General features: G+C 62.0%; 24 protein-coding genes and 1 riboswitch. Of the genes, 5 read left to right on the forward strand and 19 right to left on the reverse strand.

Features of this window, described 5'->3' with window-relative positions; genetic code table 11:
* Window positions 1-24: 24 nt before the first annotated feature.
* The 13 genes from VC35_RS29830 to cobO form a co-directional block, all read right to left on the reverse strand.
* Window positions 25-147 (reverse strand): hypothetical protein, encoded by a 123-nt coding sequence (locus VC35_RS29830; protein WP_007977581.1) that lies wholly within the window; start codon window positions 145-147, stop codon window positions 25-27.
* Window positions 144-1,352 carry an MFS transporter gene (locus VC35_RS02650; RefSeq protein ID WP_046037618.1) on the reverse strand — a complete coding sequence of 403 codons (1,209 nt, stop codon included), beginning with the start codon at window positions 1,350-1,352 and terminating at the stop codon, window positions 144-146. Before VC35_RS02650 ends, VC35_RS29830 begins: the two co-directional genes overlap by 4 nt.
* A gap of 52 nt (window positions 1,353-1,404) precedes the next feature.
* Complete coding sequence (locus VC35_RS02655; RefSeq protein ID WP_046037619.1) at window positions 1,405-1,809, reverse strand: MarR family winged helix-turn-helix transcriptional regulator; 405 nt, start codon at window positions 1,807-1,809, stop codon at window positions 1,405-1,407.
* 117 nt (window positions 1,810-1,926) lie between these two features.
* Window positions 1,927-2,658, reverse strand: a complete 732-nt coding sequence (locus tag VC35_RS02660; protein ID WP_046037620.1) for an adenosylcobinamide-GDP ribazoletransferase — start codon at window positions 2,656-2,658, stop codon at window positions 1,927-1,929.
* A 2-nt stretch (window positions 2,659-2,660) separates the two neighbouring features.
* The gene (cobC, locus tag VC35_RS02665; RefSeq protein WP_046037621.1) at window positions 2,661-3,236 is read right to left on the reverse strand and encodes an alpha-ribazole phosphatase family protein; all 576 of its coding nucleotides are present in this window, start codon (window positions 3,234-3,236) and stop codon (window positions 2,661-2,663) included.
* Complete coding sequence (gene cobT / locus VC35_RS02670) at window positions 3,233-4,288, reverse strand: nicotinate-nucleotide--dimethylbenzimidazole phosphoribosyltransferase (protein ID WP_046037622.1); 1,056 nt, start codon at window positions 4,286-4,288, stop codon at window positions 3,233-3,235. The genes cobC and cobT overlap by 4 nt, the downstream gene beginning before the upstream one ends.
* A complete protein-coding gene (cobU, locus tag VC35_RS02675; RefSeq protein ID WP_046037623.1) occupies window positions 4,285-4,806 on the reverse strand; it encodes a bifunctional adenosylcobinamide kinase/adenosylcobinamide-phosphate guanylyltransferase in 522 nt (173 codons plus the stop codon). The genes cobT and cobU overlap by 4 nt, the downstream gene beginning before the upstream one ends.
* Before the next feature lie 163 nt (window positions 4,807-4,969).
* On the reverse strand, window positions 4,970-6,421 hold the full coding sequence (locus VC35_RS02680) for a cobyric acid synthase (RefSeq protein ID WP_046037624.1): 1,452 nt from the start codon (window positions 6,419-6,421) through the stop codon (window positions 4,970-4,972).
* Window positions 6,418-7,410: a threonine-phosphate decarboxylase CobD gene (gene cobD / locus VC35_RS02685; RefSeq protein WP_046037625.1), complete on the reverse strand. Its 993-nt coding sequence runs from the start codon at window positions 7,408-7,410 to the stop codon at window positions 6,418-6,420. The genes VC35_RS02680 and cobD overlap by 4 nt, the downstream gene beginning before the upstream one ends.
* A complete protein-coding gene (gene cbiB, locus VC35_RS02690) occupies window positions 7,403-8,311 on the reverse strand; it encodes an adenosylcobinamide-phosphate synthase CbiB (protein WP_046037626.1) in 909 nt (302 codons plus the stop codon). Before cbiB ends, cobD begins: the two co-directional genes overlap by 8 nt.
* On the reverse strand, window positions 8,308-8,958 hold the full coding sequence (gene bluB / locus VC35_RS02695; RefSeq protein WP_046037627.1) for a 5,6-dimethylbenzimidazole synthase: 651 nt from the start codon (window positions 8,956-8,958) through the stop codon (window positions 8,308-8,310). Before bluB ends, cbiB begins: the two co-directional genes overlap by 4 nt.
* Window positions 8,955-10,292: a cobyrinic acid a,c-diamide synthase CobB gene (locus VC35_RS02700; RefSeq protein WP_046037628.1), complete on the reverse strand. Its 1,338-nt coding sequence runs from the start codon at window positions 10,290-10,292 to the stop codon at window positions 8,955-8,957. Before VC35_RS02700 ends, bluB begins: the two co-directional genes overlap by 4 nt.
* Window positions 10,289-10,900: a cob(I)yrinic acid a,c-diamide adenosyltransferase gene (cobO, locus tag VC35_RS02705; protein WP_046037629.1), complete on the reverse strand. Its 612-nt coding sequence runs from the start codon at window positions 10,898-10,900 to the stop codon at window positions 10,289-10,291. Before cobO ends, VC35_RS02700 begins: the two co-directional genes overlap by 4 nt.
* A gap of 82 nt (window positions 10,901-10,982) precedes the next feature.
* Window positions 10,983-11,215: riboswitch (cobalamin riboswitch) on the reverse strand.
* A gap of 153 nt (window positions 11,216-11,368) precedes the next feature.
* Here cobO and VC35_RS02710 point away from each other — a divergent pair.
* Complete coding sequence (locus VC35_RS02710; protein ID WP_046037630.1) at window positions 11,369-11,953, forward strand: hypothetical protein; 585 nt, start codon at window positions 11,369-11,371, stop codon at window positions 11,951-11,953.
* A 66-nt stretch (window positions 11,954-12,019) separates the two neighbouring features.
* Window positions 12,020-13,333 (forward strand): PQQ-dependent sugar dehydrogenase, encoded by a 1,314-nt coding sequence (locus tag VC35_RS02715; protein WP_046037631.1) that lies wholly within the window; start codon window positions 12,020-12,022, stop codon window positions 13,331-13,333.
* Window positions 13,334-13,358: 25 nt separating this feature from the next.
* Here VC35_RS02715 and VC35_RS02720 read toward each other — a convergent pair whose 3' ends face one another.
* The 6 genes from VC35_RS02720 to VC35_RS02745 all read right to left on the reverse strand — a co-directional run bounded on the left by VC35_RS02720 (window position 13,359) and on the right by VC35_RS02745 (window position 18,692).
* On the reverse strand, window positions 13,359-14,021 hold the full coding sequence (locus tag VC35_RS02720; protein ID WP_046037632.1) for a class I SAM-dependent methyltransferase: 663 nt from the start codon (window positions 14,019-14,021) through the stop codon (window positions 13,359-13,361).
* A gap of 18 nt (window positions 14,022-14,039) precedes the next feature.
* Window positions 14,040-14,576: a C40 family peptidase gene (locus tag VC35_RS02725; RefSeq protein WP_046037633.1), complete on the reverse strand. Its 537-nt coding sequence runs from the start codon at window positions 14,574-14,576 to the stop codon at window positions 14,040-14,042.
* 165 nt (window positions 14,577-14,741) lie between these two features.
* Window positions 14,742-15,374 carry a C40 family peptidase gene (locus VC35_RS02730; protein ID WP_046037634.1) on the reverse strand — a complete coding sequence of 211 codons (633 nt, stop codon included), beginning with the start codon at window positions 15,372-15,374 and terminating at the stop codon, window positions 14,742-14,744.
* Between the two features lie 221 nt (window positions 15,375-15,595).
* Window positions 15,596-16,300, reverse strand: a complete 705-nt coding sequence (gene hda / locus VC35_RS02735; RefSeq protein ID WP_046037635.1) for a DnaA regulatory inactivator Hda — start codon at window positions 16,298-16,300, stop codon at window positions 15,596-15,598.
* A gap of 230 nt (window positions 16,301-16,530) precedes the next feature.
* A complete protein-coding gene (locus tag VC35_RS02740) occupies window positions 16,531-17,604 on the reverse strand; it encodes an AI-2E family transporter (protein ID WP_046037636.1) in 1,074 nt (357 codons plus the stop codon).
* A gap of 35 nt (window positions 17,605-17,639) precedes the next feature.
* A complete protein-coding gene (locus tag VC35_RS02745) occupies window positions 17,640-18,692 on the reverse strand; it encodes a DUF2066 domain-containing protein (protein WP_046037637.1) in 1,053 nt (350 codons plus the stop codon).
* Between the two features lie 386 nt (window positions 18,693-19,078).
* On the opposite strand from VC35_RS02745, the gene purM reads away from it, so the two are divergent.
* The 3 genes from purM to VC35_RS02760 are packed head-to-tail and all read left to right on the forward strand — an operon-like array spanning window position 19,079 to window position 21,521.
* Window positions 19,079-20,137, forward strand: coding sequence for a phosphoribosylformylglycinamidine cyclo-ligase (gene purM, locus VC35_RS02750; protein WP_046037638.1), 1,059 nt, complete (start codon window positions 19,079-19,081; stop codon window positions 20,135-20,137).
* 11 nt (window positions 20,138-20,148) lie between these two features.
* Complete coding sequence (purN, locus tag VC35_RS02755; RefSeq protein WP_046037761.1) at window positions 20,149-20,799, forward strand: phosphoribosylglycinamide formyltransferase; 651 nt, start codon at window positions 20,149-20,151, stop codon at window positions 20,797-20,799.
* An 8-nt stretch (window positions 20,800-20,807) separates the two neighbouring features.
* Complete coding sequence (locus VC35_RS02760) at window positions 20,808-21,521, forward strand: DUF3108 domain-containing protein (protein ID WP_046037639.1); 714 nt, start codon at window positions 20,808-20,810, stop codon at window positions 21,519-21,521.
* Window positions 21,522-21,540: the final 19 nt, after the last annotated feature.

Raw genomic sequence — 21,540 nt, forward strand, 5'->3', positions numbered from 1 at the left:
GACGTTACTCGCCCTCGCCGCTCGCTAGCAAGCACCCATGCCCAACTGCATCAGCGCTAGCCCGCCCTGATGCCAGCCCCACCACGACAACGCCAGCAATAAGGCGCAGACGGCGGCTACAGCGATCCGCGGCCAAAGACTGTTCATATCGCACTCATTTGTGATTGCAGACGCTCTACCGGTCGCTCACGTACCGGCCAGTTGAGGGCAGCGGCCAACAGACTCAAGAGAATTGCCACCTGCCAGATCAAGTCATAACTCCCGGTTCGGTCATACACCACGCCACCCAGCCAGCCGCCCAGGAACGAGCCGAGTTGGTGAAACAGGAAAACAATCCCACCGAGCATGGACAGGTTTCGCACGCCAAACAAGGTCGCCACCGTGCCGTTGGTCAACGGCACCGTCGACAGCCACAGGAAGCCCATGGCCATGCCGAACAGGTAAGCCGTGGTGGTCGTCACCGGCGCCCACAGGAACAACGCAATGACAACCGCCCGCAGCAAGTACAGACCGGTGAGCAAACGCGGCTTGGACATGCGCCCGCCGAGCCATCCGGCCGTATAGGTGCCGAAGATGTTGAACAGGCCGATCAGCGCCAGCACCGTGGTGCCGACCGTCGCCGGAAGGTGTTGATCCACCAGATAGGCCGGCAGGTGCACACCGATGAACACCACCTGGAATCCGCACACAAAAAAGCCGAACGCCAGCAGCCAGAATCCGGAATGGGAGCAGGCTTCGCGCAGAGCTTCGCCAAGGGTCTGTTCGTGGCCCAGGACGGGCAGCGGCTTGTCCTTGAGCATGCTCACCAGCGGCACGATCAATGCCACCAGCAAGCCCAGCGCCAGCAACGCCGCGGACCAGCCAAGCCATCCGATCAAACCGAGTGTGCCGGGCAACATCGCAAACTGGCCGAACGAACCGGCCGCACTGGCGATCCCCATGCCCATGCTGCGTTTTTCCGGCGGCACCGCGCGGCCGACCACCCCCAGGATCACCGAGAACGACGTACCGGACAGTCCGATGCCGATCAGCAGGCCCGCGCTCAGGGACAGGGTCATTGCTGAGTCGGAGAGCCCCATGCAAATCAGCCCGGCCGCGTACAGGACGCCACCGATCAGCACCACTTTTGCCGCACCGAAGCGGTCGGCCAGGGCACCGGTGAACGGCTGTGCGAGCCCCCAGATCAGGTTCTGCAGGGCGATAGCGAAGGCAAAGACTTCACGCCCCCAACCGAACTCGGCGCTCATCGGCGCCAGAAACAGCCCGAAGCCATGTCGAACGCCCAGCGACAACGCAAGGATCAGCGCACTCCCCAACAGAACCCAGCCGCATGTACGCCACATCGATGTCATTGTTGTTCTCCGGTAGCGGGTATATACCCGCTTATGATCGGAAAAACCGGCATCATGCCAGTTCGTCCAGCAGCTTCAATAAGGTTTCGCGCTTCTCGGCGCCAAGGCGATCGATCAAGCGTTGCTGTGCGGCTTCCCAGGCCGGCAAGGCAGCCTTGAGGCGCTCAGCCCCGGCCTCGGTCAGCAGAACGATGCGGTTGCGCATGTCCTCGCCTTCGACCAGCGTCACCAGGCCATCACCCTCCAGCACCCGCAAATTGCGCCCCAGGGTGCTGCGATCCAGGCCCATGGCCTCGGCCAGGGTCGAGATGCTCGGCTGGTCCAGACGTTGCAGGTTGCACAGCAAAGAATACTGCGCAACGTTGATCCCGAAGCCATCGAGAGCGCCGTCGTAGTGCCTGCTGACGCCACGGGCGGCGCGACGCAGGTTGATGCATAAACATTGGGAATCGAGCATGGTGCGTGTATATACCCGCGAGTCGGTTAAATCAAGTGGCATGGGGCTTGTTCAGTGAATGGGCTGTGCCCCGAAGATCGCTATCGCGAGCAGGCCGGAACGCTCAACACAACCCGATCAGGCCAGCGCCAAGCCTACCAGCACTGCAACTTCCAGCAACTCCAGCATCGCGCCCGCCGTGTCCCCTGTCGTGCCGCCCAGGCGCCGCAACATCACCTGGCGCAGCCAGACAAACCCCAGCGCCGCCAACACCACCGCCAGCGCACCGCTGACGCCTGCAATCAACACACAAGCCAGCGCACTGACCGCCAACACCTGCTTGCCCGCCGAACGCGGGAGATGATCGGCCAATGCCTGGCCCAGGCCACCTGCACGCACATACGGCGTAGTCAGGAACAAGCCGAGCAATGCGCTACGACCGATCAACGGCACGATGATCAATGCCAGTGAATGCGGCTGTTCGATCAGCGCCAGCAGCGCGGTGAACTTGAGCAACAACACCAGCACCAGCGTCACCACAGCGATCGGCCCGCTGCGCGGGTCTTTCATGATCGTCAGCGTACGCTCGCGGTCGCCAAAACCACCAAGCCAGGCATCAGCGCTGTCCGCCAGGCCATCGAGATGCAAGCCGCCGCTGAGCAGCACCCAAAGGCTCAGCAAAAGTGCCGCGTGCAACAAGGTCGGCGTGCCTAGCAACAGCCAGTTGACCGCCCACAGAATCGCGCCAAAGAGTAATCCCACCAGCGGATAAAACAGCAGCGACCGCCCCAGTTCCCTGGGCTCAGGCATACCAGGCAGGCGAATCGGCAGGCTGCTGAGAAATTGCAGGGCGATCCAGAATGGCAGCATGGTCAGGGCACTTCCTTCAACACGCCCGCAGGCTCCACTGTCAGCGAAAACAGCGCGCCATGCCCGACCTCAACGTTGAGCAGTTGCTCCCGTGGCAGCCCGCGCGCTTGTGCCAGCAACAGGCGCATCACACCGCCATGGCTGATCAGCAGAATGCGCTCACCGGCACAGGTCGCGTGCAAACGCTTCAGCGCTGCCAGCACCCGTGTCGAAAAGTCTGCAACCGGCTCACCTTGAGGTGGCGTGAACGAATATGGATCGGCCCAGAACAAACCCAGGGCCTGCGCGTCGGTTTCCATCAACGCTGCCGCGCTCTGCCCTTCCCAGGCGCCGAAATGCAGCTCTTGCAGGTCTTTATCCAGTTGCACCGGCACGCCCAATTGCGCACCGAGTTCCTCGGCAAACCGTGCACAACGCTGCAACGGCGAACTGACCAGCCGATCCCACGGCCCTTGCCCGACCACGGCGGCGCGCATCTGCGCCCAGCCCGTGTCGGTCAACGCATCATCGATGCTGCCACGCAAGCCGCCACCGAGTTCGGTTTCACCGTGACGCAACAGATCCACGCGCAAGGTCATGCCGGACGATCTGCCACGGCGGCTTCGGCGAAGGTCGCCATCTGCCCGTGCAGGTCGCACGCCAGGCGCAGCAGCGGCACTGCCAATGCCGCGCCACTGCCTTCGCCAAGCCGCAGACCAAGATCGAGCAACGGCTGCGCATTCAGGGTTTCCAGCACATAACGATGCCCCGGCTCGGCGCCACGATGACCGAACAACAACCACTGACGGCACTCAGGATTCAAGCGTACTGCGACCAGCGCCGCGACACTGCAAATGAAGCCGTCCACCAGCACCGCGACACCTTCTTGGGCACAGGCGAGATAGGCACCGACCAACGCGGCGATCTCAAAACCGCCGAGGTTGAACAGGGTCTGCAAGGCATCGCCACGTTGCGCGCCATGCAATGCCAGGGCGCGCTCGATCACTTGGGCCTTGTGGCTGACACCTTCGGCATTGAGCCCGGTGCCAGGCCCGGTCAAATGCACCACTGGGCAATCGAGCAGCGCGCACGCCAGGGCGCTGGCGGCGGTGGTGTTACCGATGCCCATTTCGCCACCGATAAACAACTGCGCACCAGTGGCAATTGCCCGCTGAACGCTGTCACGGCCGGCCTGCAGGGCGAGTTGCCCCTGGGCTTCGGTCATGGCCGGTCCCTGTACAAAATTTGCCGTGCCCGGGCCGACATTCAGGTGAAGTACACCCGGCAGGTTCAGCGACGGCGTTACCGTGCCAAGGTCAACCACCTCAAGGGAAGCGCCCAGTTGCCGCGCCAATACGCTGATCGCCGCACCACCGCTGACGAAGTTGAGCAGCATCTGCCCGGTCACTTCCTGGGGAAACGCCGACACGCCCTCAACGACGACGCCGTGGTCACCGGCAAAAATCGCGATCCACACCTGCTCCAGGCTTGGCTTGACCCGCCCCTGCAAGCCCGCCAGTTGCACCGCCACCGCTTCCAGCTGGCCAAGGGAGCCAGCCGGTTTGGTCAGTTGCTGTTGCCGCGCCTGAGCCTGTTCCACCACTTGGGTATCGACCGGCTTACACGGGTTCAGCCACCAGGATTGAGTCATAACGCAGTTCCTTTCAGAGTCAGGGGCAGGCCGGCGACGGTCAGGACGACACGCTGACAACGCTCAGCCAGAGCTTGATGCAGCCAACCGGCTTCATCGACATAGCGGCGAGTCAATTCGCCCAGCGGCACGACACCCATTCCGGTCTCGTTGCTGACAAAAATGATTTCACCCGGCAGCGACGCCAGGCAGTCCAGCAAGGCATCACGCTCGGCTTGCAAGCGCTCGGCATCGTCGAGCATCAGCAGATTGGTGAGCCACAGGGTCAGGCAATCCACCAGCAGGCAGCGGTCGGCACGGGTGGATTCGCACAGCACCCGGGCCAGTTCCAGCGGTTCTTCGATCAACGCCCATTCGGCAGGACGACGGGCGCGGTGATGGGCCACCCGCTCGCTCATTTCTCCGTCCAGTGGCTGGCTGGTGGCGATGTAGGTCACGGCCAGGGCGCTGTCGATGGCGAGCTTTTCAGCCAGGCGACTCTTGCCGGAGCGGGCGCCGCCGAGGATCAGTTGGAGCATGGTTGTTTCCCTAGAATTTTCGGTGAGGCGACTGCCCTCTTCGCGGGCAAGCCCGCTCCCACAGGGTTACGAGGTGTACTCAAATTTCATGGTCAACCCAAATCTCTGTGGGAGCGGCGATGCGGCGATCCGACTTGCCCGCGATGAGGCCATTGCAGACACCTCAAATCCCGCAGAGATGCCGCAAAAGCCCGGTATCCAGATGCTTCTCCACCAGATCCGCCAGCCGCTCGATATCGCGCTCGCGCAGCCCGTGATAATCCACGTCCTGCACCTCCTGCAAACCCGCCCAGCGCAGCAGCGCACTGCACGCCGCCGGCGATTCGAACAGCCCGTGCAGGTAGGTGCCGAAAATCTGCCCGTCAGCACTTTGCGCACCATCACAGCGGCCGTCATCCAGTTGCACGGCGGCGTTTTCCAGCGCCGGCCCGGTGGTCACGCCGGCATGAATTTCATAACCCGCCACCGGCGCATCTTCCAGCGCCAGGCGACCACGCACATTGCGCAACTGCTTCTCTTGTTCGAGCCGGGTCTGGAACGCCAGCAGCCCCAAACCGGCACTGGAACCCGGCGCACCTTCAAGACCCAGCGGATCATGCACCTGCTCACCGAGCATCTGCAGGCCGCCACAGATCCCCAGCAGTTTCCCGCCGTAACGCAGGTGCCGGGCGATGGCGGTGTCCCAGCCGTTGGCCCGCAGGTACGCGAGGTCGCTGCGCACACTTTTCGAGCCGGGAAGAATGATCAGGTCGGTGGGCGGAATCGCCTGGCCGGGGCCGATGAATTGCAGGTCCACTTGCGGATGCAGGCGCAGCGGATCGAAATCGGTGTGATTGCTGATGCGCGGCAGCACCGGCACCACCACCTTCAGCACCTGTTCGGCTTTGTCGGTCTGGCGTTGATCGATGCCGTCCTCGGCCTCCAGGTGCAGGTCCATCACGTACGGCAGCACACCGATCACCGGTTTGCCGGTGCGCTCTTCGAGCCAGTCGAGACCGGGTTGCAGCAACGCGATGTCGCCACGAAAACGATTGATGACGAACCCTTTGACCCGCGCCTGTTCGCTCGGCGACAGTAGTTCGAGGGTACCGACCAGATGGGCGAAAACCCCGCCGCGATTGATATCGGCAATCAGCAGCACCGGGCAATCCACCGCTTCGGCGAAGCCCATGTTGGCGATGTCCCCGGCCCGCAGATTGATTTCCGCCGGCGAGCCTGCGCCCTCGACCATCACCAGCGGATAGGCCGCGCTCAAGCGCTCGTGGGAGGCCAGCACCGCTTGCATGGCGATGGTTTTGTAGTCGTGATAGGCGACGGCGTTCATGGTCGTGACGGCGCGGCCATGGATGATCACCTGGGCACCGGTGTCACTGTTGGGCTTGAGCAACACCGGGTTCATGTCAGTGTGCGGTTCAAGGTTCGCGGCCTGGGCCTGGACCGCCTGGGCGCGGCCAATCTCGCCACCGTCGGCGGTCACCGCACTGTTGAGGGCCATGTTCTGCGGTTTGAACGGCACCACCCTTACACCCTGACGCGTGACCCAACGGCACAGCGCAGTCACCAGCGTGCTTTTGCCGGCATCCGATGTGGTGCCCTGCACCATCAGCGTGGTCATTGGTTTTCCTTCGGGAATTCTTCGAATGCCTGCGCCAGTCGCACCCAGGCGATTTCGTCACCGGGCAAGCCGAATCGCAGGCTGCTGTTGTGCGTGAACAACCGCAGGAGAATGCCGCGCCGGGCCATGAACTCATGCAGTTCTTCGGCGCGCTCGGTGATCAGCCACTGGAACAGCGCACAACCGCCCTGGGGCTCGAAGCCGTGTTGCGCCAGCAACGACTCAAGGCGCTCGCTGGCCTCCTCGGTGCGCACCCGTTGCGCCGTTTGCGCCTCGGTATCGCGCAGGCAGGCCTGGCCCACTACCCGGGTTGCCCCGCTCACGGCCCAGGGACCCACTTGTTCAGCCAGCAACTTGAGCAACTTGCGCTCGGCCAGCACAAACCCCAGGCGCACACCGGCCAGACCGAAAAACTTGCCGAACGAGCGCAAGACGATCAATCCGACTTGATGGGCAAACGGCGCCAGGCTCAGTTGCGGCGTGTTATCCATGAACGCTTCGTCCACCACCAGCCAGCCACCGCGCTGGGCCAGTCGCGTGTGCCAGTCGAGCAGGCGACTGGGGGTGAGGCTCAGGCCCGTGGGGTTATTCGGATTGACCACCACCAGCACGTCGAAACTGTCGATAAAGAAGTCGACTTCCTGCTCCAGCACTTCACGCACGATGTAGCCGTTGCGACGCCACGCTTCGGCGTGTTCGGCGTAACAGGGTGACAGCACGCCGACCTTGCCCGCCCGACGCAATCGCGGTAGCAGTTGAATCGCCATTTGCGAGCCGGCCACCGGCAATGCCTGCAGGGTGCCGTAGTAATCACAGGCGGCCAGCTCAAGGCCGTCGTCCGCCTCCGGCAAACGGGCCCAGGCTCGCAGCGGAATATCCGGCACCGAGAACGGCCAGGGTGCAAGCCCCGTGGACAGGTCCAGCCAGTCGGCTTCATCTATGCCGTATTCGAGCGCCGCCTTGCGCAGTCGCCCACCGTGCTCAAGCATAAAATTCGGCCCCCAGGCAGAGAATCAGCAGCCATAACCATACCCCGCGCTGGACCAATTGCCAGCCTCGGTCAATGGAGTCGGCATCCGCCGGCACGCCTTCGCCCAACTGCGGACGCTGATGCAGTTCGCCGTGATAAATCGCCGCACCGCCCAACTCGACGCCAAGGGCACCCGCCCCTGCCGCCATCACCGGGCCGGCGTTCGGGCTGTCCCAGGTCGGGCCCTGGGTGCGCCAGCATTTCAACGCCAACCGGGTTTTGCCCAGCAGCGCATATGTCAGCGCCACCAGGCGCGCAGGAATGTAATTGAGCACGTCGTCGACCTTCGCCGCCGCCCAGCCGAAGCGTTCGAAGCGTTCATTGCGATAACCCCACATCGCATCCAGCGTGTTGCTCAGGCGGTAGAGCACCACGCCCGGCGCGCCTGCCACGGCAAACCAGAACAACGCCGCGAATACTGCATCGCTGCCGTTTTCCAGCACCGACTCGGTAGCGGCACGGGCGACCTCGGTTTCATCCAGTTCGCTGGTCTGGCGACTGACCAGATAGCTCACCCTCGTGCGCGCAGCTTCCAGGTCATTACTGCGCAGGGCCTTGGCCACAGGCGTGACGTGCTCACCGAGGCTGCGCATGCCGAGGGCGCAATAAAGCGCAAGAATCTCGACGATCCAGCCGACATAAGGCGCCCAGGAGAATGCCGTGGCCAACAGCGTCAGCGGCAACACGGCGATCACCCACGCGGTGACGCCATGGCTGCGCCAGCCGCGACCGCCGCCGTTGAAACGTTGCTCGATGCGCTCGGCAAAACGGCCGAACGCCACCAGCGGATGCCAGCGTTTGGGTTCACCCAGCAGCGCATCCAGCGCAACCGCGGCGACACTCAACAACGCCACACTCATTGACTCACTCCCCAATAATTTTCGTACAGCAATTCATGTAGCGGACGCGCCTGTGCCCAGCCTTCGAGCACCAGCATCGGCGCCGGGTAGAACTCTTTGACGGGTCCGAGGCACAGCACGGCGAGCGGCTTGGCTCCCGGCGGCAACCTCAACAGGTCCGCCAGTGCCTGAGGCTCGAACAGCGACACCCAGCCCATGCCCAGCCCTTCGGCGCGAGACGCCAGCCACAGGTTCTGGATCGCGCAAGACAACGAAGCCATGTCCATTTCCGGCAGTGTGCGGCGGCCGAAGATATGCTGCTCGCGGTCGTCCATCAGCGCGGCGACCAGTACCTCGGCGCAATCGTTGATGCCTTCGACCTTGAGCTTCATGAACTCATCGCTGCGCTCGCCGAGTGCTTCGGCGGTGCGGATGCGTTCTTCTTCCACCAGGGCCTGGATTTGCCCGCGCAAGGCGCGATCGCTGATGCGAATGAAGCGCCAAGGCTGCATCAGGCCGACACTGGGCGCCTGATGCGCGGCTTCGAGCAGGCGCCGCAGTAATTCGGGCTCTACGGTGCCGCCGCTGAAGTGGCGCATGTCGCGGCGTTCGGCGATGGCACGATAGACCGCTGCGCGTTCGGTTTCAGAGAATGCGTTGTCGCTCATGGCCTCTTCGCGAGCAAGCCCGCTCCCACAGGGTTTTGGTCCGGCGCAAACAGTGCGGCAATCGCCGAGGGGTTCGACGGAAAATAAAAGTGCACATACGAGGCAGTCATCCGCCCCTCACGGTAGACCGCCTCCGCTCCGCGCCCGCCGTTAGGGCTCAAGCCCCGGGCAATCGGCGCCAGTTCGGTGGTGGTCAGCGAATGGTGATAGGTGTGCCCGCGCAGCGAACCTTCCGGCAATTCCACCGCTTGCAACGCCAGCGCTGCCAGACGCTTTTGCATCACCGCATCACCAGCCAGCAAGCCAACCAGTTCGGCGCGAGTGCCCTCGACATCGGTCAGGGAGTCGAGCAGATACAGCATGCCGCCACACTCGGCGAGCAAGGGTTTGCCTGCCCGGTGGTGGGCGCGGATCGCGTCGAGCATTGCGGTGTTTTGCGCCAGCGCAACATGGTGCAGTTCCGGGTAACCACCCGGCAGATACAGGCTGTCCGCCTCCGGCAACGCTGGGTCGCGGATCGGCGAGAAGAACGACAACTCGGCGCCCATCGCCCGCAGCAGATCCAGGCTCGCGCCGTAGGTGAACGCAAAGGCTTCATCGCGGGCGACGGCAATTCGCACACCGGCCAGCAGCGGTTCGACTGCGATGACATCAGGGGCAGCGAACTCGACTGCCGGCGGCAGTGCGACCTCGCAACTGCTGGCCAGGGCATCGGCGGCCGCATCGAGGCGCAGGTCGAGATCGTTCAACTCACTGGCCTGCACCAGCCCCAGGTGCCGGCTCGGCAATTCGATCCCGGTTTCCCGGGACAGCGCGCCGTACCAGCGCAAGCCTTCAGTCAGGCTGCCTTCGAGCAGTTGCGCGTGACGCAGCGTGCCGACACGATTGGCCAGCACGCCGGCGAACGGCAAATCCGGCTGATAACGCGCCAGCCCCAGGGCCAGCGCGCCGAAGGTCTGGGCCATGGCGGTGCCATCGATCACACCCAGCACCGGCACACCGAAATGCCGCGCCAGATCGGCGCTCGACGGCGTACCGTCGAACAGTCCCATGACGCCTTCGATCAAGATCAGATCCGCTTCAGCAGCGGCTTCCCACAGCAACCGGCGACTCTCCTGTTCGCCGACCATCCACATGTCCAGTTGATACACCGGCGCACCGCTGGCGCGTTCGAGGATCATCGGATCGAGAAAGTCGGGGCCGCACTTGAACACACGGACCTTGCGCCCCTGATTGCGATGCAATCGGGCCAGCGCCGCGGTGACGGTGGTCTTGCCCTGACCGGAAGCCGGCGCGGCAATCAGTACCGCCGGACAGTGCCGAGGCTGACTCACAATTCGACGCCTTTCTGCGCTTTGATCCCGGCCTGAAAGGCGTGTTTGATCACGCCCATTTCGGTGACGGTGTCAGCCATCTCGATCATTTCCGGCTTGGCGGCACGTCCGGTGACCACCACGTGTTGCATCGGCGGTCGGGCCTGCAAGTCGCTGAGCACCTGATCGAGATCGAGGTAGCCGTGCTTGAGGGCGATGTTCAGCTCATCGAGCACCACCAGGCCGATGGACGGATCGCGCAGCAATTGCTGCGACACCACCCAGGCGGCTTCAGCGGCGGCGATGTCGCGCTGGCGGTCCTGGGTTTCCCAGGTAAAGCCTTCGCCCATCACATGAAAGCGCACCTGCTCGGGAAAGCGCCGGAAGAACAACTCTTCGCCCGTGCTGTTGCGGCCCTTGATGAACTGCACCACGCCGCATTGCATGCCGTGCCCCATGGCGCGGGCAAGCATGCCGAAGGCCGAACTGCTCTTGCCCTTGCCGTTGCCGGTCAGCACCAGCAGCAGGCCACACTCGTTCGGGGAATTGGCGATGCGCTCGTCGATCACGGCTTTTTTGCGCTGCATGCGCGCCAGGTGGCGTTCGTCACGATCGGGGGTATCAGTCATGGGGGAGCTCTCCGTTGAGGCAGGAATAACGGCGGGCAGGCACAAGAATAGAAGGCAAAAAGCCTGGCATCGCCCACCGTGATGCCGCTGGATGAATCAGGCCGGTCTCCGGGCTCATGAGTGGCGCAGGGCCGGACTGTGCGCCTTCCCGCATCGATTCGACACAGTGGCATCAGACACAGTTTTCACTCATTTACCGTTGCGGGGGCAGCGCCGGAATTGCGGGCCTTCGACCAACAGAAGGACTCACTCACCGGCTTCCCTGTTTCACTCTGTCGACCCAAGCCACAGAGCACCTGAAACAAGCCGCGAAGGTTAGAGGGTTGGGGGTGGAGCGTCAATTAAAGCCGGGAGGCCATCGACCGAATAACTGCTATCCATCAATAAACTGACGTCAATCTTGTGCCACGCTCTCAGCAGTGATATCAAATAGCCACAACCTCACAACACAACAACAAGGGTGAGCCCATGCAAGGCATGATCATCAGCAATCCAAAGCTGGAATTCCTGCGCCCGGTGCTCGAGCACTGGTTCGAATGCATCGACCGTTACAACGCCGTCCGCGGTGATGGCGACACACCGTACTGGCACGACGAAAAGGCCAATCTCGGCCTGCTGTCCGCCGCCGCCTGGATGGCCGAGATGGTCACGCTGCAACAGACGCCCACCCGCAAGCAGACCGAAGAAGGCGAACGCAACGGCCGCGCCGACCTGCTCCTGGCCTCCCCCGAAACCCGCGCCTACATCCAGACCAGCCAGCGCTGGCCACGGGTCAACAGCCTCAACCTGACCCAGGCCCTGCTCGACATCGCCAGCGATGCGAAGCGGCTGAGCCACGCCAGCGACCTGAAACTCGGCTGCCTGTTCGTCGCCCCGCAAAAAGCCCAGCAAAGCGCAACACCGGAAGAACTCCAGGACATGGTCGACGACCTGCAAAAGGAACACACCTGCGCTGTCGCCTGGTATTTCCCTTATGCCTACCGCAAGTTGCGCAACGAGGCCGGCAACTATTACCCCGGCATTGCGGTGCTGCTCAAGGAAGCTCGCGGCTGAGGGTTGAACCATCGGACGACAATGCTTCTCTATGATTAGAACAAGGCATTCATAGGGAAGACCAGCATGCGCACGCCCCCGCTCGCTCTCGTTATCGCGCTCTGCGGAGGGCTCGCCGCTTGTGGCGAGACCTCCCGCCTGCAAGTCTCCGACGGTACCGGCCCGTCACCCCAACTACCAGAACCCAACAAGACACTGGTTCCGACCGTGAACATCGCCCCGGCCATCGGCTGGCCACAAGGTGCGAAACCCGTCGCCGCCACGGGCACTCAAGTGACCGCTTTTGCCGAAGACCTGGATCACCCCCGCTGGCTTTATGTGCTGCCCAATGGCGACGTGCTGGTGGCGGAAACCGCCGCGCCACCCAAACCCGAAGACGGCAATGGCATTCGCGGCTGGGTCATGAAGAAAGTCATGGGGCGTGCCGGCTCTACCGTGCCCAGCCCGAACCGCATCACGTTACTGCGGGACAAGGATCACGATGGCTTCGCGGAAACCCGCACAGTGTTTCTGCAAAACCTCAATTCCCCCTTCGGCATGACGCTGGTCGGCAACGACCTGTACGTGGCCGACACTGACAGCCTGCTGCGATTCCATTATGAAAACGGCGATACGCAGATCAAGTCACCAGCCATCAAGGTGATTGACCTGCCGGGCGGCCCTCTGAACCACCACTGGACCAAAAACGTCATTGCCAGCAAGGACGGCAGCAAGCTGTACGTCTCCGTGGGTTCCAACAGCAACGTCGCCGAAAACGGCATGGACAAGGAAGAAGGTCGCGCAGCGATCTGGGAAGTGGACCGTGCCACGGGCCGGCACCGGATCTTCGCCTCTGGTCTGCGCAACCCCAACGGCATGGCCTGGGAACCGCACAGTGGCGCGCTGTGGACCGCGGTCAACGAACGGGATGAAATCGGCGGCGATCTGGTACCTGACTACATCACCTCGGTGAAGGACGGCGCGTTCTATGGCTGGCCGTTCAGTTACTACGGCCAACATGTCGATATGCGCGTTGAACCGCAAAACCCGGACCTGGTGGCCAAGGCTATCGCTCCGGACTACGCCGTCGGCCCGCACACGGCGTCACTGGGCCTGACCTTCGCCGAAAACAGCAAGTTGCCGCCGCCGTTCACCCAAGGGGCATTCATCGGGCAGCACGGCTCATGGAACCGCAACCCCCACAGTGGCTACAAAGTGATTTTCGTGCCGTTCAGCGCAGGCAAACCTGTCGGAAAACCCATTGAAGTGCTCACCGGCTTTCTCAACGACAAGGACCAAGCCATGGGCCGCCCGGTGGGCGTGGTGATCGACCGACAGGGTGACCTGTTGGTGGCCGATGATGTGGGGAACAAGGTGTGGCGGGTGTCGGCAGTCAAGTAAGTCACTTGACCTGTGGGAGCGGGGCTCAGCGTTTGCGACAGAGTGTGAGCCCGTCACCCAACGGCAACAACGACAGATCCACCCGCACATCGTCTTTCAAGGCCCGGTTGAGTGCCTGGATCGCCCGGGTGTCCGCGCTCTCGGGACTGGCCTCAAGCACGCGCCCGCTCCACAAGGTGTTATCAAACACCGCCAGCCCACCGACCCGCAGCAATTGCAGGGCGTGTTCCAGATAAGCCGGGTAGTTGGCCTTGTCGGCATCGATGAACACCAGGTCGTACTGCCCGCCCTGCCCTTGCCGCTCAAGCTCGGCGAGGGTTTCCAGCGCCGGAGCCAGTCGCAGGTCAATCCGCCCGGCGAGCCCCGCCTCTTGCCAGTAGCGCCGTGCGATAGCGTTGTAGTCGCCGGGGATGTCACAGCAAATCAGCGAACCGTCAGCGGGCAATGCCGCCGCCATGCACAGTGCGCTGTAACCGGTAAAGGTGCCGACTTCGAGCAAGCGCCTGGCCCCCGTCAGTTTCACCAGCAAAGCAAGAAACTGCCCCTGCTCAGGCGCCACCTGCCAGCGGGCCATTGGCAGCGCCTGGGTCTCATCACGCAAGCGCTTGAGCAGTGGTGTTTCGCGCAGGGAAACATCAAGCAGGTATTGGTACAGGTCGTCGTCGAGATTGAGCGTACGAGCAGTCATGACCACTAGCTCCGGAAGTTACGGATTGCGCGCCAGATGTTCAGGCTGCAGAACACGCTTGGCGCTCAGGTAAGCCTTTTGCCAATACGCCTTGGACAGGCTGTCGAGCTTCACAGTGCCGCCGGTGGCCGGCGCGTGGACGAAGCGCCCTTCTCCCACGTAGATGCCGGCATGACTGACCTGGGAGCCGCCATTGGTGGCGAAGAAAAGCAGGTCGCCCGTCTGCAGGCCTTCCTTGCCCACATTCGCCGCTTGCATGGAGATCATCTCGCGAGTGGTGCGCGGCAAGGCAATACCGGTGACATCACGGTACACATAAGCGATCAGGCCACTGCAATCAAATCCGGAATCCGGCGTATTGCCACCCCAGCGATAAGGCGTGCCCACCAGCCCGAGCGCGCGAAACAGCACGTCTTCCGCTTCAGGCGAAAAAGCTTGTGGGGAACCAAATACGATAGGAGCGCGAACCACCGGCGCAGGCGGCGGTGTGCGGCTGGCGCAGGCACTGAGCAGCGCTGCGAAGAACATGATTGCGAGGCGGGCCGACGTCGTCATAAGCAGAACATCCTGATCTGGCTGCGGCTTTTTCTGCGGGGAGCGCAGAAAAGAAAACCGCCTGCGTTGGACGCAGGCGGTTTGCCATCATTTGTAGATCAAGATTCTAGCGGCTACACGACAAACTTCAAGTAAGACTTTAAGTTCGCCCTACAAATTGTCAGCTTATTTTCGTGCAGTGACGATTGGCGACGCGTTAGGCGCCATTGCCAGGGCGCGCTTGGCCTCGATGAAGGTCTTGCTCCAGTAGCTGTCGCCCAGACTATCGATGCGCACACCACCGCTGCGGCGGCTGCTGGAGTGGATGAACTGATTGTCGCCCAGGTAGATCCCGGCGTGACTGACGCGACCACGACGACCGTTGGTTGCGAAGAACAGCAGGTCGCCCGGCTCAAGCTTGCTGCGCGAGACCAGCGGAGCGTCCACGTTGATCATTTCGCGGGTGGAGCGTGGCAGGTTCATGCCCGCTTCTTCGCGGAACAGGTAACCAATGAAACCACTGCAATCGAAGCCGGCTTCAGAAGTACCGCCGAAACGGTAACGGGTACCGATCAGGGACATGCCACGTTCGAGGATGCTGTCGGCCAGGACTGGAAGCTGGTAGGACTTGCCGCCAGCGAAGTCTGCGAGTTCTTTTTCGGTAGCCAGCTCTTCTTGAAAGAGAGCGGAAGACTGGGCAGTGGCCGAGTTTTGAACCTGCTGTTGCGGAGTTTGCTGGGCCACTGGAGTGTGGGCAGCGCAACCGAACAACAGGGTAACGAGTGCGAGAGGCACGAGGGGTGCGAAGCGATTTAGCATGGGCACGACCGTGGCTGAAGTTGTAAAGAAGCCGAGACTATGCCCGCTATCAACCTCATTTGCAAATTCAATCGATCTTTTTGTGACTTATCCGTTTCTCGTTTACATCTAAGCGCTTAAGCCCATTTAAAACATACACGCGGCCTGCAACCTGGCAGGAAAGCGGGATTTCTGGCGCCTGAAAGATACCGAACCGGCTAAAAGCCCCGGTTTCAGCGGGTTTACCAGCCGAGGGTTTCTTTCAAAAACGGGATTGTCAGCTTGCGCTGAGCCTGGAGGGAGGCCTGGTCGAGACGCTCGAGCAGCTCGAAAAGTGCGCTCATGCTGCGGGTACCGCGAGTCAGAATGAAATGCCCGACTTCATCGGTCAGATGCAGGCCGCGACGAGATGCGCGCAATTGCAGGGCACGCAATTTGTCCTCATCGGACAGCGGGCGCATCTGGAAGATCAAGGCCAGGGTCAGGCGGGATTTGAGATCCGCCAGCTTCACTGGCAGCTCACGCGGGGATGTCGATGCGGCAATCAGCAAACGTCGACCGCTGTCACGCAAGCGATTGAACAGATGGAACAGCGCCTCTTCCCAGTCCGCTCGCCCGGCAACCACTTGCAAATCATCCAGGCAGACCAGTTCGTACTGTTCGAGGTTGTCGAGGATTTCAATGCCGCGATCGAGCAGCTCGGCCAACGGCAGGTACACCGCAGGCTCCCCCATTTGCTCGAAGCGCAGGCAGGCGGCCTGCAACAGGTGCGTACGCCCTACCCCGTCCTTACCCCAGAGGTAGATCAGGCTTTCGGTCCAGCCGGCGTCGGCTTCGCACAGCCGCTCGACATAGCCGAGTGCAGCGGCATTGGCGCCTGGGTAGTAGTTGATAAAGGTGGCGTCGTCACGCAGACGCACACCTAGGGGCAGCTGAATCGGTTTCATGCTGACTGAACAGTTCCAAAGGAACCGTTAGTGGCCTCTGTGTAAAGTTTGCGAAGTTTATACCCGTGAAGCGGACCGCACAATGCGACAGACCACAAGCAAAATCAAAGGTTTGCGTTAATGCACCGGTTTTGTGGCAGATTCTTTGGCGGTGCATGTGACAGTCGGGCGACGCCAGCAGGCTGACCTGGTACGAACCGGGGCAGCCTGCCATCACCTATCGACATCCCTTACACCTGCGGCTCGTCGGCTCCTCCGTAGATTTCCGAATCCTTATACAAATCATGCACATGCCGCACCAGCACCATGATCACCGCGGCGACCGGCAATGCCAGCAGCACACCGGTAAAGCCAAACAGCTCACCACCGGCCAGGATCGAGAAAATCACCGCCACCGGGTGCAGGCCAATCCGGTCACCGACCAGCATGGGGGTCAGCACCATACCCTCCAGCGCCTGGCCGACCATGAACACCGCGACAATGCCGAGCATCGGGTAAAGATCACCACCGAACTGGAACAGCCCCGCAATGAGCGCCGCGCCAATGCCGATGATAAACCCCATGTACGGCACGATCGCCGCCAGGCCGGCAATCAGGCCAATCAGCAGACCCAGTTCCAACCCGACCAGCATCAGGCCTGCTGCGTAGATCACACCCAAGGCCACCATCACCAGCAACTGTCCGCGCACGAACGCGCCGAGCACTTCATGGCATTCACCCGCCAGCGACACCGCGCGCGCTTCACGGTCACGGGGCAGCAGGCTGCGGACCTTGGCCATCATCAGGTCCCAGTCCCGCAACAGGTAGAAGCTCACCACCGGAATCAGCACCAGGTTCGCCAGCCAGCCGATCAACGCCAGCCCCGAGGCCGTGGCATGGCTCAGCACCACGCCGACAACATCAGAGGTCTGACTCATATGCTCGCTGATGGCGGCCTTCAGCTTGTCGAACTTCCAGAAACCGTCCGACAGGCCGAACTTCGATTGCGCCCAAGGCAACGCCGTGTGTTGCAGCCAGTCGAGCATCTGCGGGGCCAGTTCATACAAACGAAACAACTGCCTGGCGAGCAACGGCACCAACACCAACAGCAGCGCGGTGAAGATCAATGTAAACAGGGTAAACACCGCCACGACACCCCAGGTTCGGGACAAGCCTGCCTTCTCCAGCCGATCCACCAGCGGGTCGAACAGGTAGGCCAACAGCAGCGCCACCAGGAACGGCGTCAGGATCGGATGCAACAACCAGACAAACACACACAGCAGGACCACCCCACCGAGCCAGAACCAACGCCGCGTATCGGCCATGAACCACTCCATTGCTTCTATATAAAGAAAAAAAACTACCAGCGATAACGCAGTTGCGGTGTCGGGGCCGGCGCTGCGACTGGTACCGCGCCGCCAGTGGCTGGCTGAACGGGCGCTACCGGGGCCGGGGCCTGACCCGCCGGCGCTTCCTGCAGCCTCGCCAGAGACAATTGCGCACGCAGTTGATCGACGCTGCCATTGACCCGATAGAGAATCCGGTCGCCCTCGACACTTTGCACACGCCCGCCAAACGGCTCCAGCAAACGCCCGAGTGACGCGTAGTGCTCAAGATTCATACCTTGCACTTCCAGCAATTGCTCACTCGACGCACCAGGTTTGGCGACAAACCGCGGCGCCAGGCGTTCATTGACCGCCAGCATCACCGCATCGGCCAGGGCGGCCTGATCGGCGCCCTGCACACTGCCCGCCTCTTTTTTATCCCCCAGCCACAATTGCCACTTGGCTTGCCACTGCCCGCCCTCTTCCTTGGCGTGTACCGCGAGCAGGGCGTCGGCGTTGTAGCGTTCCGATGCCGCTTGCAAAGGCGCGGGATCTACGCCCTCCAGATTCGGCGCGGTCGCGACGATCTGCTCATTCAAATCCGCCAACGGCAAACGCAATGGCAAGCCACGGTGCTGGGCAGCCCGACGCAACGGTGCCGCGCTGGCCTGACCGTCGCCCACCAGGCTTGAACCTTCGGTGGAATCATTCAACCACCAGCCGAGGATCGACGGCCGATTGGCCCCCCACATGGCCAGGCCGGCGCGGCGCAAGGCCTGCTCGGTGGTACCCGGATCGAAATCGACCTTCAGGACTTCCGGCGGCCCGGCCTCAAAGCCGTACTGGCTGATGATCTGTTGCGGATCTTTGCGAATCGCCGCCAGCCCCGGACTTTGAGCGGCCTTGGGGTCGCCGGTCAGGCGCAAAACCAGTGTATCCAACGCACGCTGAGTCGCCTGATCGCGCTCCTCGGGCGACTGGCCATTCACCGGCTCGCGCACCAGGTAAAGGCCTTTGACGGTTTCGGCTTGACTGACCAGGCTGACCACTGACAAACAACTCACAAGCAAGAATTTACAAAAACGCATGGAAGATTCCTGACGACAAGAGCGGCTGGAACAGACCGCATGAAGACGATCGAGCAAGACTGTGACCGTTGCCCGACGCAAAACATTCACACGCTCCGGGTAAGTTTTCGCACTGTCATAACGATAGACGGTTAATCGCGATACCTTATACAGCCATGCAGGATGCCACCAACACTGCGCATTAACGGTTTTTTTTGACCGTATATGGCCCTGCTGTCGGCCTGAGGATGGCCGCTGCGGCTCAAGCCTGATAAAATCGCGCGCCTTCGCAGACCGGCAACAGCCGGGTAGTGTCCGAATAGCGCGCATGGTTCTCTCCTACGCAGTTTCGGCGCTCCCGACGGACTCGGTCGTTACCCAGAAATCCCCCCCTAAAGGCCTGGATCATGAGCAAGCAACCCTCCCTGAGCTACAAGGACGCCGGTGTAGACATCGACGCCGGTGAAGCATTGGTCGAACGCATCAAGAGCGTCGCCAAGCGCACTGCGCGCCCGGAAGTCATGGGCGGCCTGGGCGGTTTCGGCGCCCTCTGCGAAATCCCGGCCGGCTACAAGCAGCCTGTGCTGGTTTCCGGTACTGACGGCGTCGGCACCAAGCTGCGCCTGGCACTGAACCTGAACAAGCACGACAGCATCGGCATCGACCTGGTTGCCATGTGCGTCAACGACCTGGTCGTCTGCGGCGCCGAGCCGCTGTTCTTCCTCGACTACTATGCCACCGGCAAACTGAACGTCGACACCGCCGCCCAGGTGGTGACCGGCATCGGCGCTGGCTGCGAGCTGTCCGGCTGCTCCCTGGTCGGCGGCGAAACCGCTGAAATGCCTGGCATGTACGAAGGTGAAGACTACGACCTGGCCGGTTTCTGCGTCGGCGTGGTAGAAAAGTCCGAAATCATCGACGGTTCCAAAGTGGCTGCCGGCGACGCCCTGCTCGCCCTGCCGTCCTCCGGCCCGCACTCCAACGGCTACTCGCTGATCCGCAAGATCATCGAAGTGTCCGGCGCCGACATCGAGAACATCCAGCTCGACGGCAAGCCGCTGACCGACCTGCTGATGGCCCCGACCCGTATCTACGTGAAGCCGCTGCTCAAGCTGATCAAGGAAACCGGCGCGGTCAAAGCCATGGCCCACATCACCGGTGGCGGCCTGCTGGACAACATCCCGCGCGTGCTGCCAAAAGGCGCTCAAGCCGTGGTTGACGTGGCAAGCTGGACCCGCCCGGCAGTGTTCGACTGGCTGCAAGAGAAAGGCAACGTTGACGAAAACGAAATGCACCGCGTGCTGAACTGCGGCGTGGGCATGGTCATCTGCGTGGCTCAGGAGCACGTCGAAGCCGCCCTGAACGTTCTGCGCGAAGCTGGCGAGCAGCCTTGGGTCATCGGCCAGATCTCCACCGCTGCCGAAGGCGCGGCTTCGGTTGTACTGAACAACCTCAAGGCACACTAATGCAAGAGCGGATGTCTCAGACCTGTGATGTGGTGGTGCTGTTGTCCGGCACCGGCAGTAACTTGCAGGCCCTGATCGACAGCACGCGGACCGGCGACAGCCCGGTCCGCATCGCTGCGGTGATTTCCAACCGCGCCGACGCCTACGGCCTGCAACGCGCCAGGGACGCGGGTATCGACACCCGCGCCCTTGATCACAAGGCTTTCGAAGGTCGCGAGGCCTTCGATGCCGCATTGATCGAACTGATCGACGCCTTCAATCCCAAACTCGTGGTACTGGCCGGATTCATGCGCATTCTCAGCGCCGGTTTCGTACGCCACTATCAGGGTCGCCTGCTCAATATCCATCCCTCGCTGCTACCCAAATACAAAGGGTTACACACTCATGAGCGCGCGCTGGAGGCCGGCGACACCGAGCACGGCTGCTCCGTGCACTTCGTCACCGAGGAACTCGATGGCGGACCACTGGTCGTACAGGCTGTAATACCGGTAGAGTTACAGGATTCGCCGCAGAGTCTGGCGCAGCGGGTTCATGTTCAGGAACACCTGATCTACCCGATGGCCGCACGCTGGTTTGCCGAAGGTCGTCTGGCCCTCGGCGAGCAAGGTGCTTTACTGGATGGACAGTTACTCGCGGCCAGCGGCCACTTGATTCGAAACTAGGAGATTTTATGCGTCGCGCCCTGCTCTTCGCTTGCGCTCTGCTCGCCTTGCCCTTCGCCCAGGCGGCAGACCTTCAACCCTTCTCCGCCAGCTACACCGCCGACTGGAAACAGCTGCCCATGAGCGGCACTGCCGAGCGCAGCCTCGAAAAAACCAGCGACGGCAAATGGAAACTGAGTTTCAAGGCGTCGATGATGATCGCCAGCCTGTCCGAGGAAAGCACCCTGACCCTGGACAAGGACACGCTTCTTCCAGAGTCGTACCACTTTGAACGTGGCGGCTTGGGCAAGGCCAAGAAATCGGATCTGGATTTCGACTGGAATACCAAGATGGTCACCGGTACCGATCGCGGCGACGCGGTCAAGGTTCCGCTGAACCGCGGTATGCTCGACAAATCCAGCTACCAACTGGCCCTGCAACACGACGTCGCCGCCGGCAAAAAAAGCATGAGTTATCAGGTGGTCGACGGCAGTGAAGTCGATACCTATGACTTCCGCGTGCTGGGCGCTGAAAAGGTCGACACCAAGGCCGGCAAGATCGATGCGATCAAGGTTGAACGTGTACGCGACCCGACACAGAACAAACGCATCACCGTGATGTGGTTCGCCAAGGATTGGGACTACCTGCTGGTCCGCCTGCAACAAGTCGAAACCGATGGCAAGGAATACAACATCATGCTCCTGGACGGCACGGTCAACGGCAAGTCAGTCAAAGGCAGCTGATCCGGATCGATATGAAAAG

The sequence above is a fragment of the Pseudomonas fluorescens genome (genome assembly GCF_000967965.1).
Lineage (GTDB): Bacteria > Pseudomonadota > Gammaproteobacteria > Pseudomonadales > Pseudomonadaceae > Aquipseudomonas > Aquipseudomonas grandcourensis.

Excerpts from the sequence above, each read along its gene's own strand:
- VC35_RS02720 (WP_046037632.1), bottom strand. The coding sequence starts at position 14,021 with ATGACTGCTCGTACGCTCAATCTCGACGACGACCTGTACCAATACCTG.
- hda (WP_046037635.1), bottom strand. The coding sequence starts at position 16,300 with ATGAAACCGATTCAGCTGCCCCTAGGTGTGCGTCTGCGTGACGACGCC.
- VC35_RS02655 (WP_046037619.1), bottom strand. The coding sequence starts at position 1,809 with ATGCTCGATTCCCAATGTTTATGCATCAACCTGCGTCGCGCCGCCCGT.
- VC35_RS02650 (WP_046037618.1), bottom strand. The coding sequence starts at position 1,352 with ATGACATCGATGTGGCGTACATGCGGCTGGGTTCTGTTGGGGAGTGCG.
- VC35_RS02715 (WP_046037631.1), top strand. The coding sequence starts at position 12,020 with ATGCGCACGCCCCCGCTCGCTCTCGTTATCGCGCTCTGCGGAGGGCTC.
- cobD (WP_046037625.1), bottom strand. The coding sequence starts at position 7,410 with ATGCTTGAGCACGGTGGGCGACTGCGCAAGGCGGCGCTCGAATACGGC.
- purM (WP_046037638.1), top strand. The coding sequence starts at position 19,079 with ATGAGCAAGCAACCCTCCCTGAGCTACAAGGACGCCGGTGTAGACATC.
- cobT (WP_046037622.1), bottom strand. The coding sequence starts at position 4,288 with ATGACTCAATCCTGGTGGCTGAACCCGTGTAAGCCGGTCGATACCCAA.
- purN (WP_046037761.1), top strand. The coding sequence starts at position 20,149 with ATGTCTCAGACCTGTGATGTGGTGGTGCTGTTGTCCGGCACCGGCAGT.
- cbiB (WP_046037626.1), bottom strand. The coding sequence starts at position 8,311 with ATGAGTGTGGCGTTGTTGAGTGTCGCCGCGGTTGCGCTGGATGCGCTG.
- VC35_RS02710 (WP_046037630.1), top strand. The coding sequence starts at position 11,369 with ATGCAAGGCATGATCATCAGCAATCCAAAGCTGGAATTCCTGCGCCCG.
- VC35_RS29830 (WP_007977581.1), bottom strand. The coding sequence starts at position 147 with ATGAACAGTCTTTGGCCGCGGATCGCTGTAGCCGCCGTCTGCGCCTTA.
- cobU (WP_046037623.1), bottom strand. The coding sequence starts at position 4,806 with ATGCTCCAACTGATCCTCGGCGGCGCCCGCTCCGGCAAGAGTCGCCTG.
- VC35_RS02745 (WP_046037637.1), bottom strand. The coding sequence starts at position 18,692 with ATGCGTTTTTGTAAATTCTTGCTTGTGAGTTGTTTGTCAGTGGTCAGC.
- VC35_RS02725 (WP_046037633.1), bottom strand. The coding sequence starts at position 14,576 with ATGACGACGTCGGCCCGCCTCGCAATCATGTTCTTCGCAGCGCTGCTC.
- VC35_RS02760 (WP_046037639.1), top strand. The coding sequence starts at position 20,808 with ATGCGTCGCGCCCTGCTCTTCGCTTGCGCTCTGCTCGCCTTGCCCTTC.
- VC35_RS02730 (WP_046037634.1), bottom strand. The coding sequence starts at position 15,374 with ATGCTAAATCGCTTCGCACCCCTCGTGCCTCTCGCACTCGTTACCCTG.
- bluB (WP_046037627.1), bottom strand. The coding sequence starts at position 8,958 with ATGAGCGACAACGCATTCTCTGAAACCGAACGCGCAGCGGTCTATCGT.
- VC35_RS02740 (WP_046037636.1), bottom strand. The coding sequence starts at position 17,604 with ATGGCCGATACGCGGCGTTGGTTCTGGCTCGGTGGGGTGGTCCTGCTG.
- VC35_RS02660 (WP_046037620.1), bottom strand. The coding sequence starts at position 2,658 with ATGCTGCCATTCTGGATCGCCCTGCAATTTCTCAGCAGCCTGCCGATT.
- VC35_RS02680 (WP_046037624.1), bottom strand. The coding sequence starts at position 6,421 with ATGACCACGCTGATGGTGCAGGGCACCACATCGGATGCCGGCAAAAGC.
- cobO (WP_046037629.1), bottom strand. The coding sequence starts at position 10,900 with ATGACTGATACCCCCGATCGTGACGAACGCCACCTGGCGCGCATGCAG.
- cobC (WP_046037621.1), bottom strand. The coding sequence starts at position 3,236 with ATGACCTTGCGCGTGGATCTGTTGCGTCACGGTGAAACCGAACTCGGT.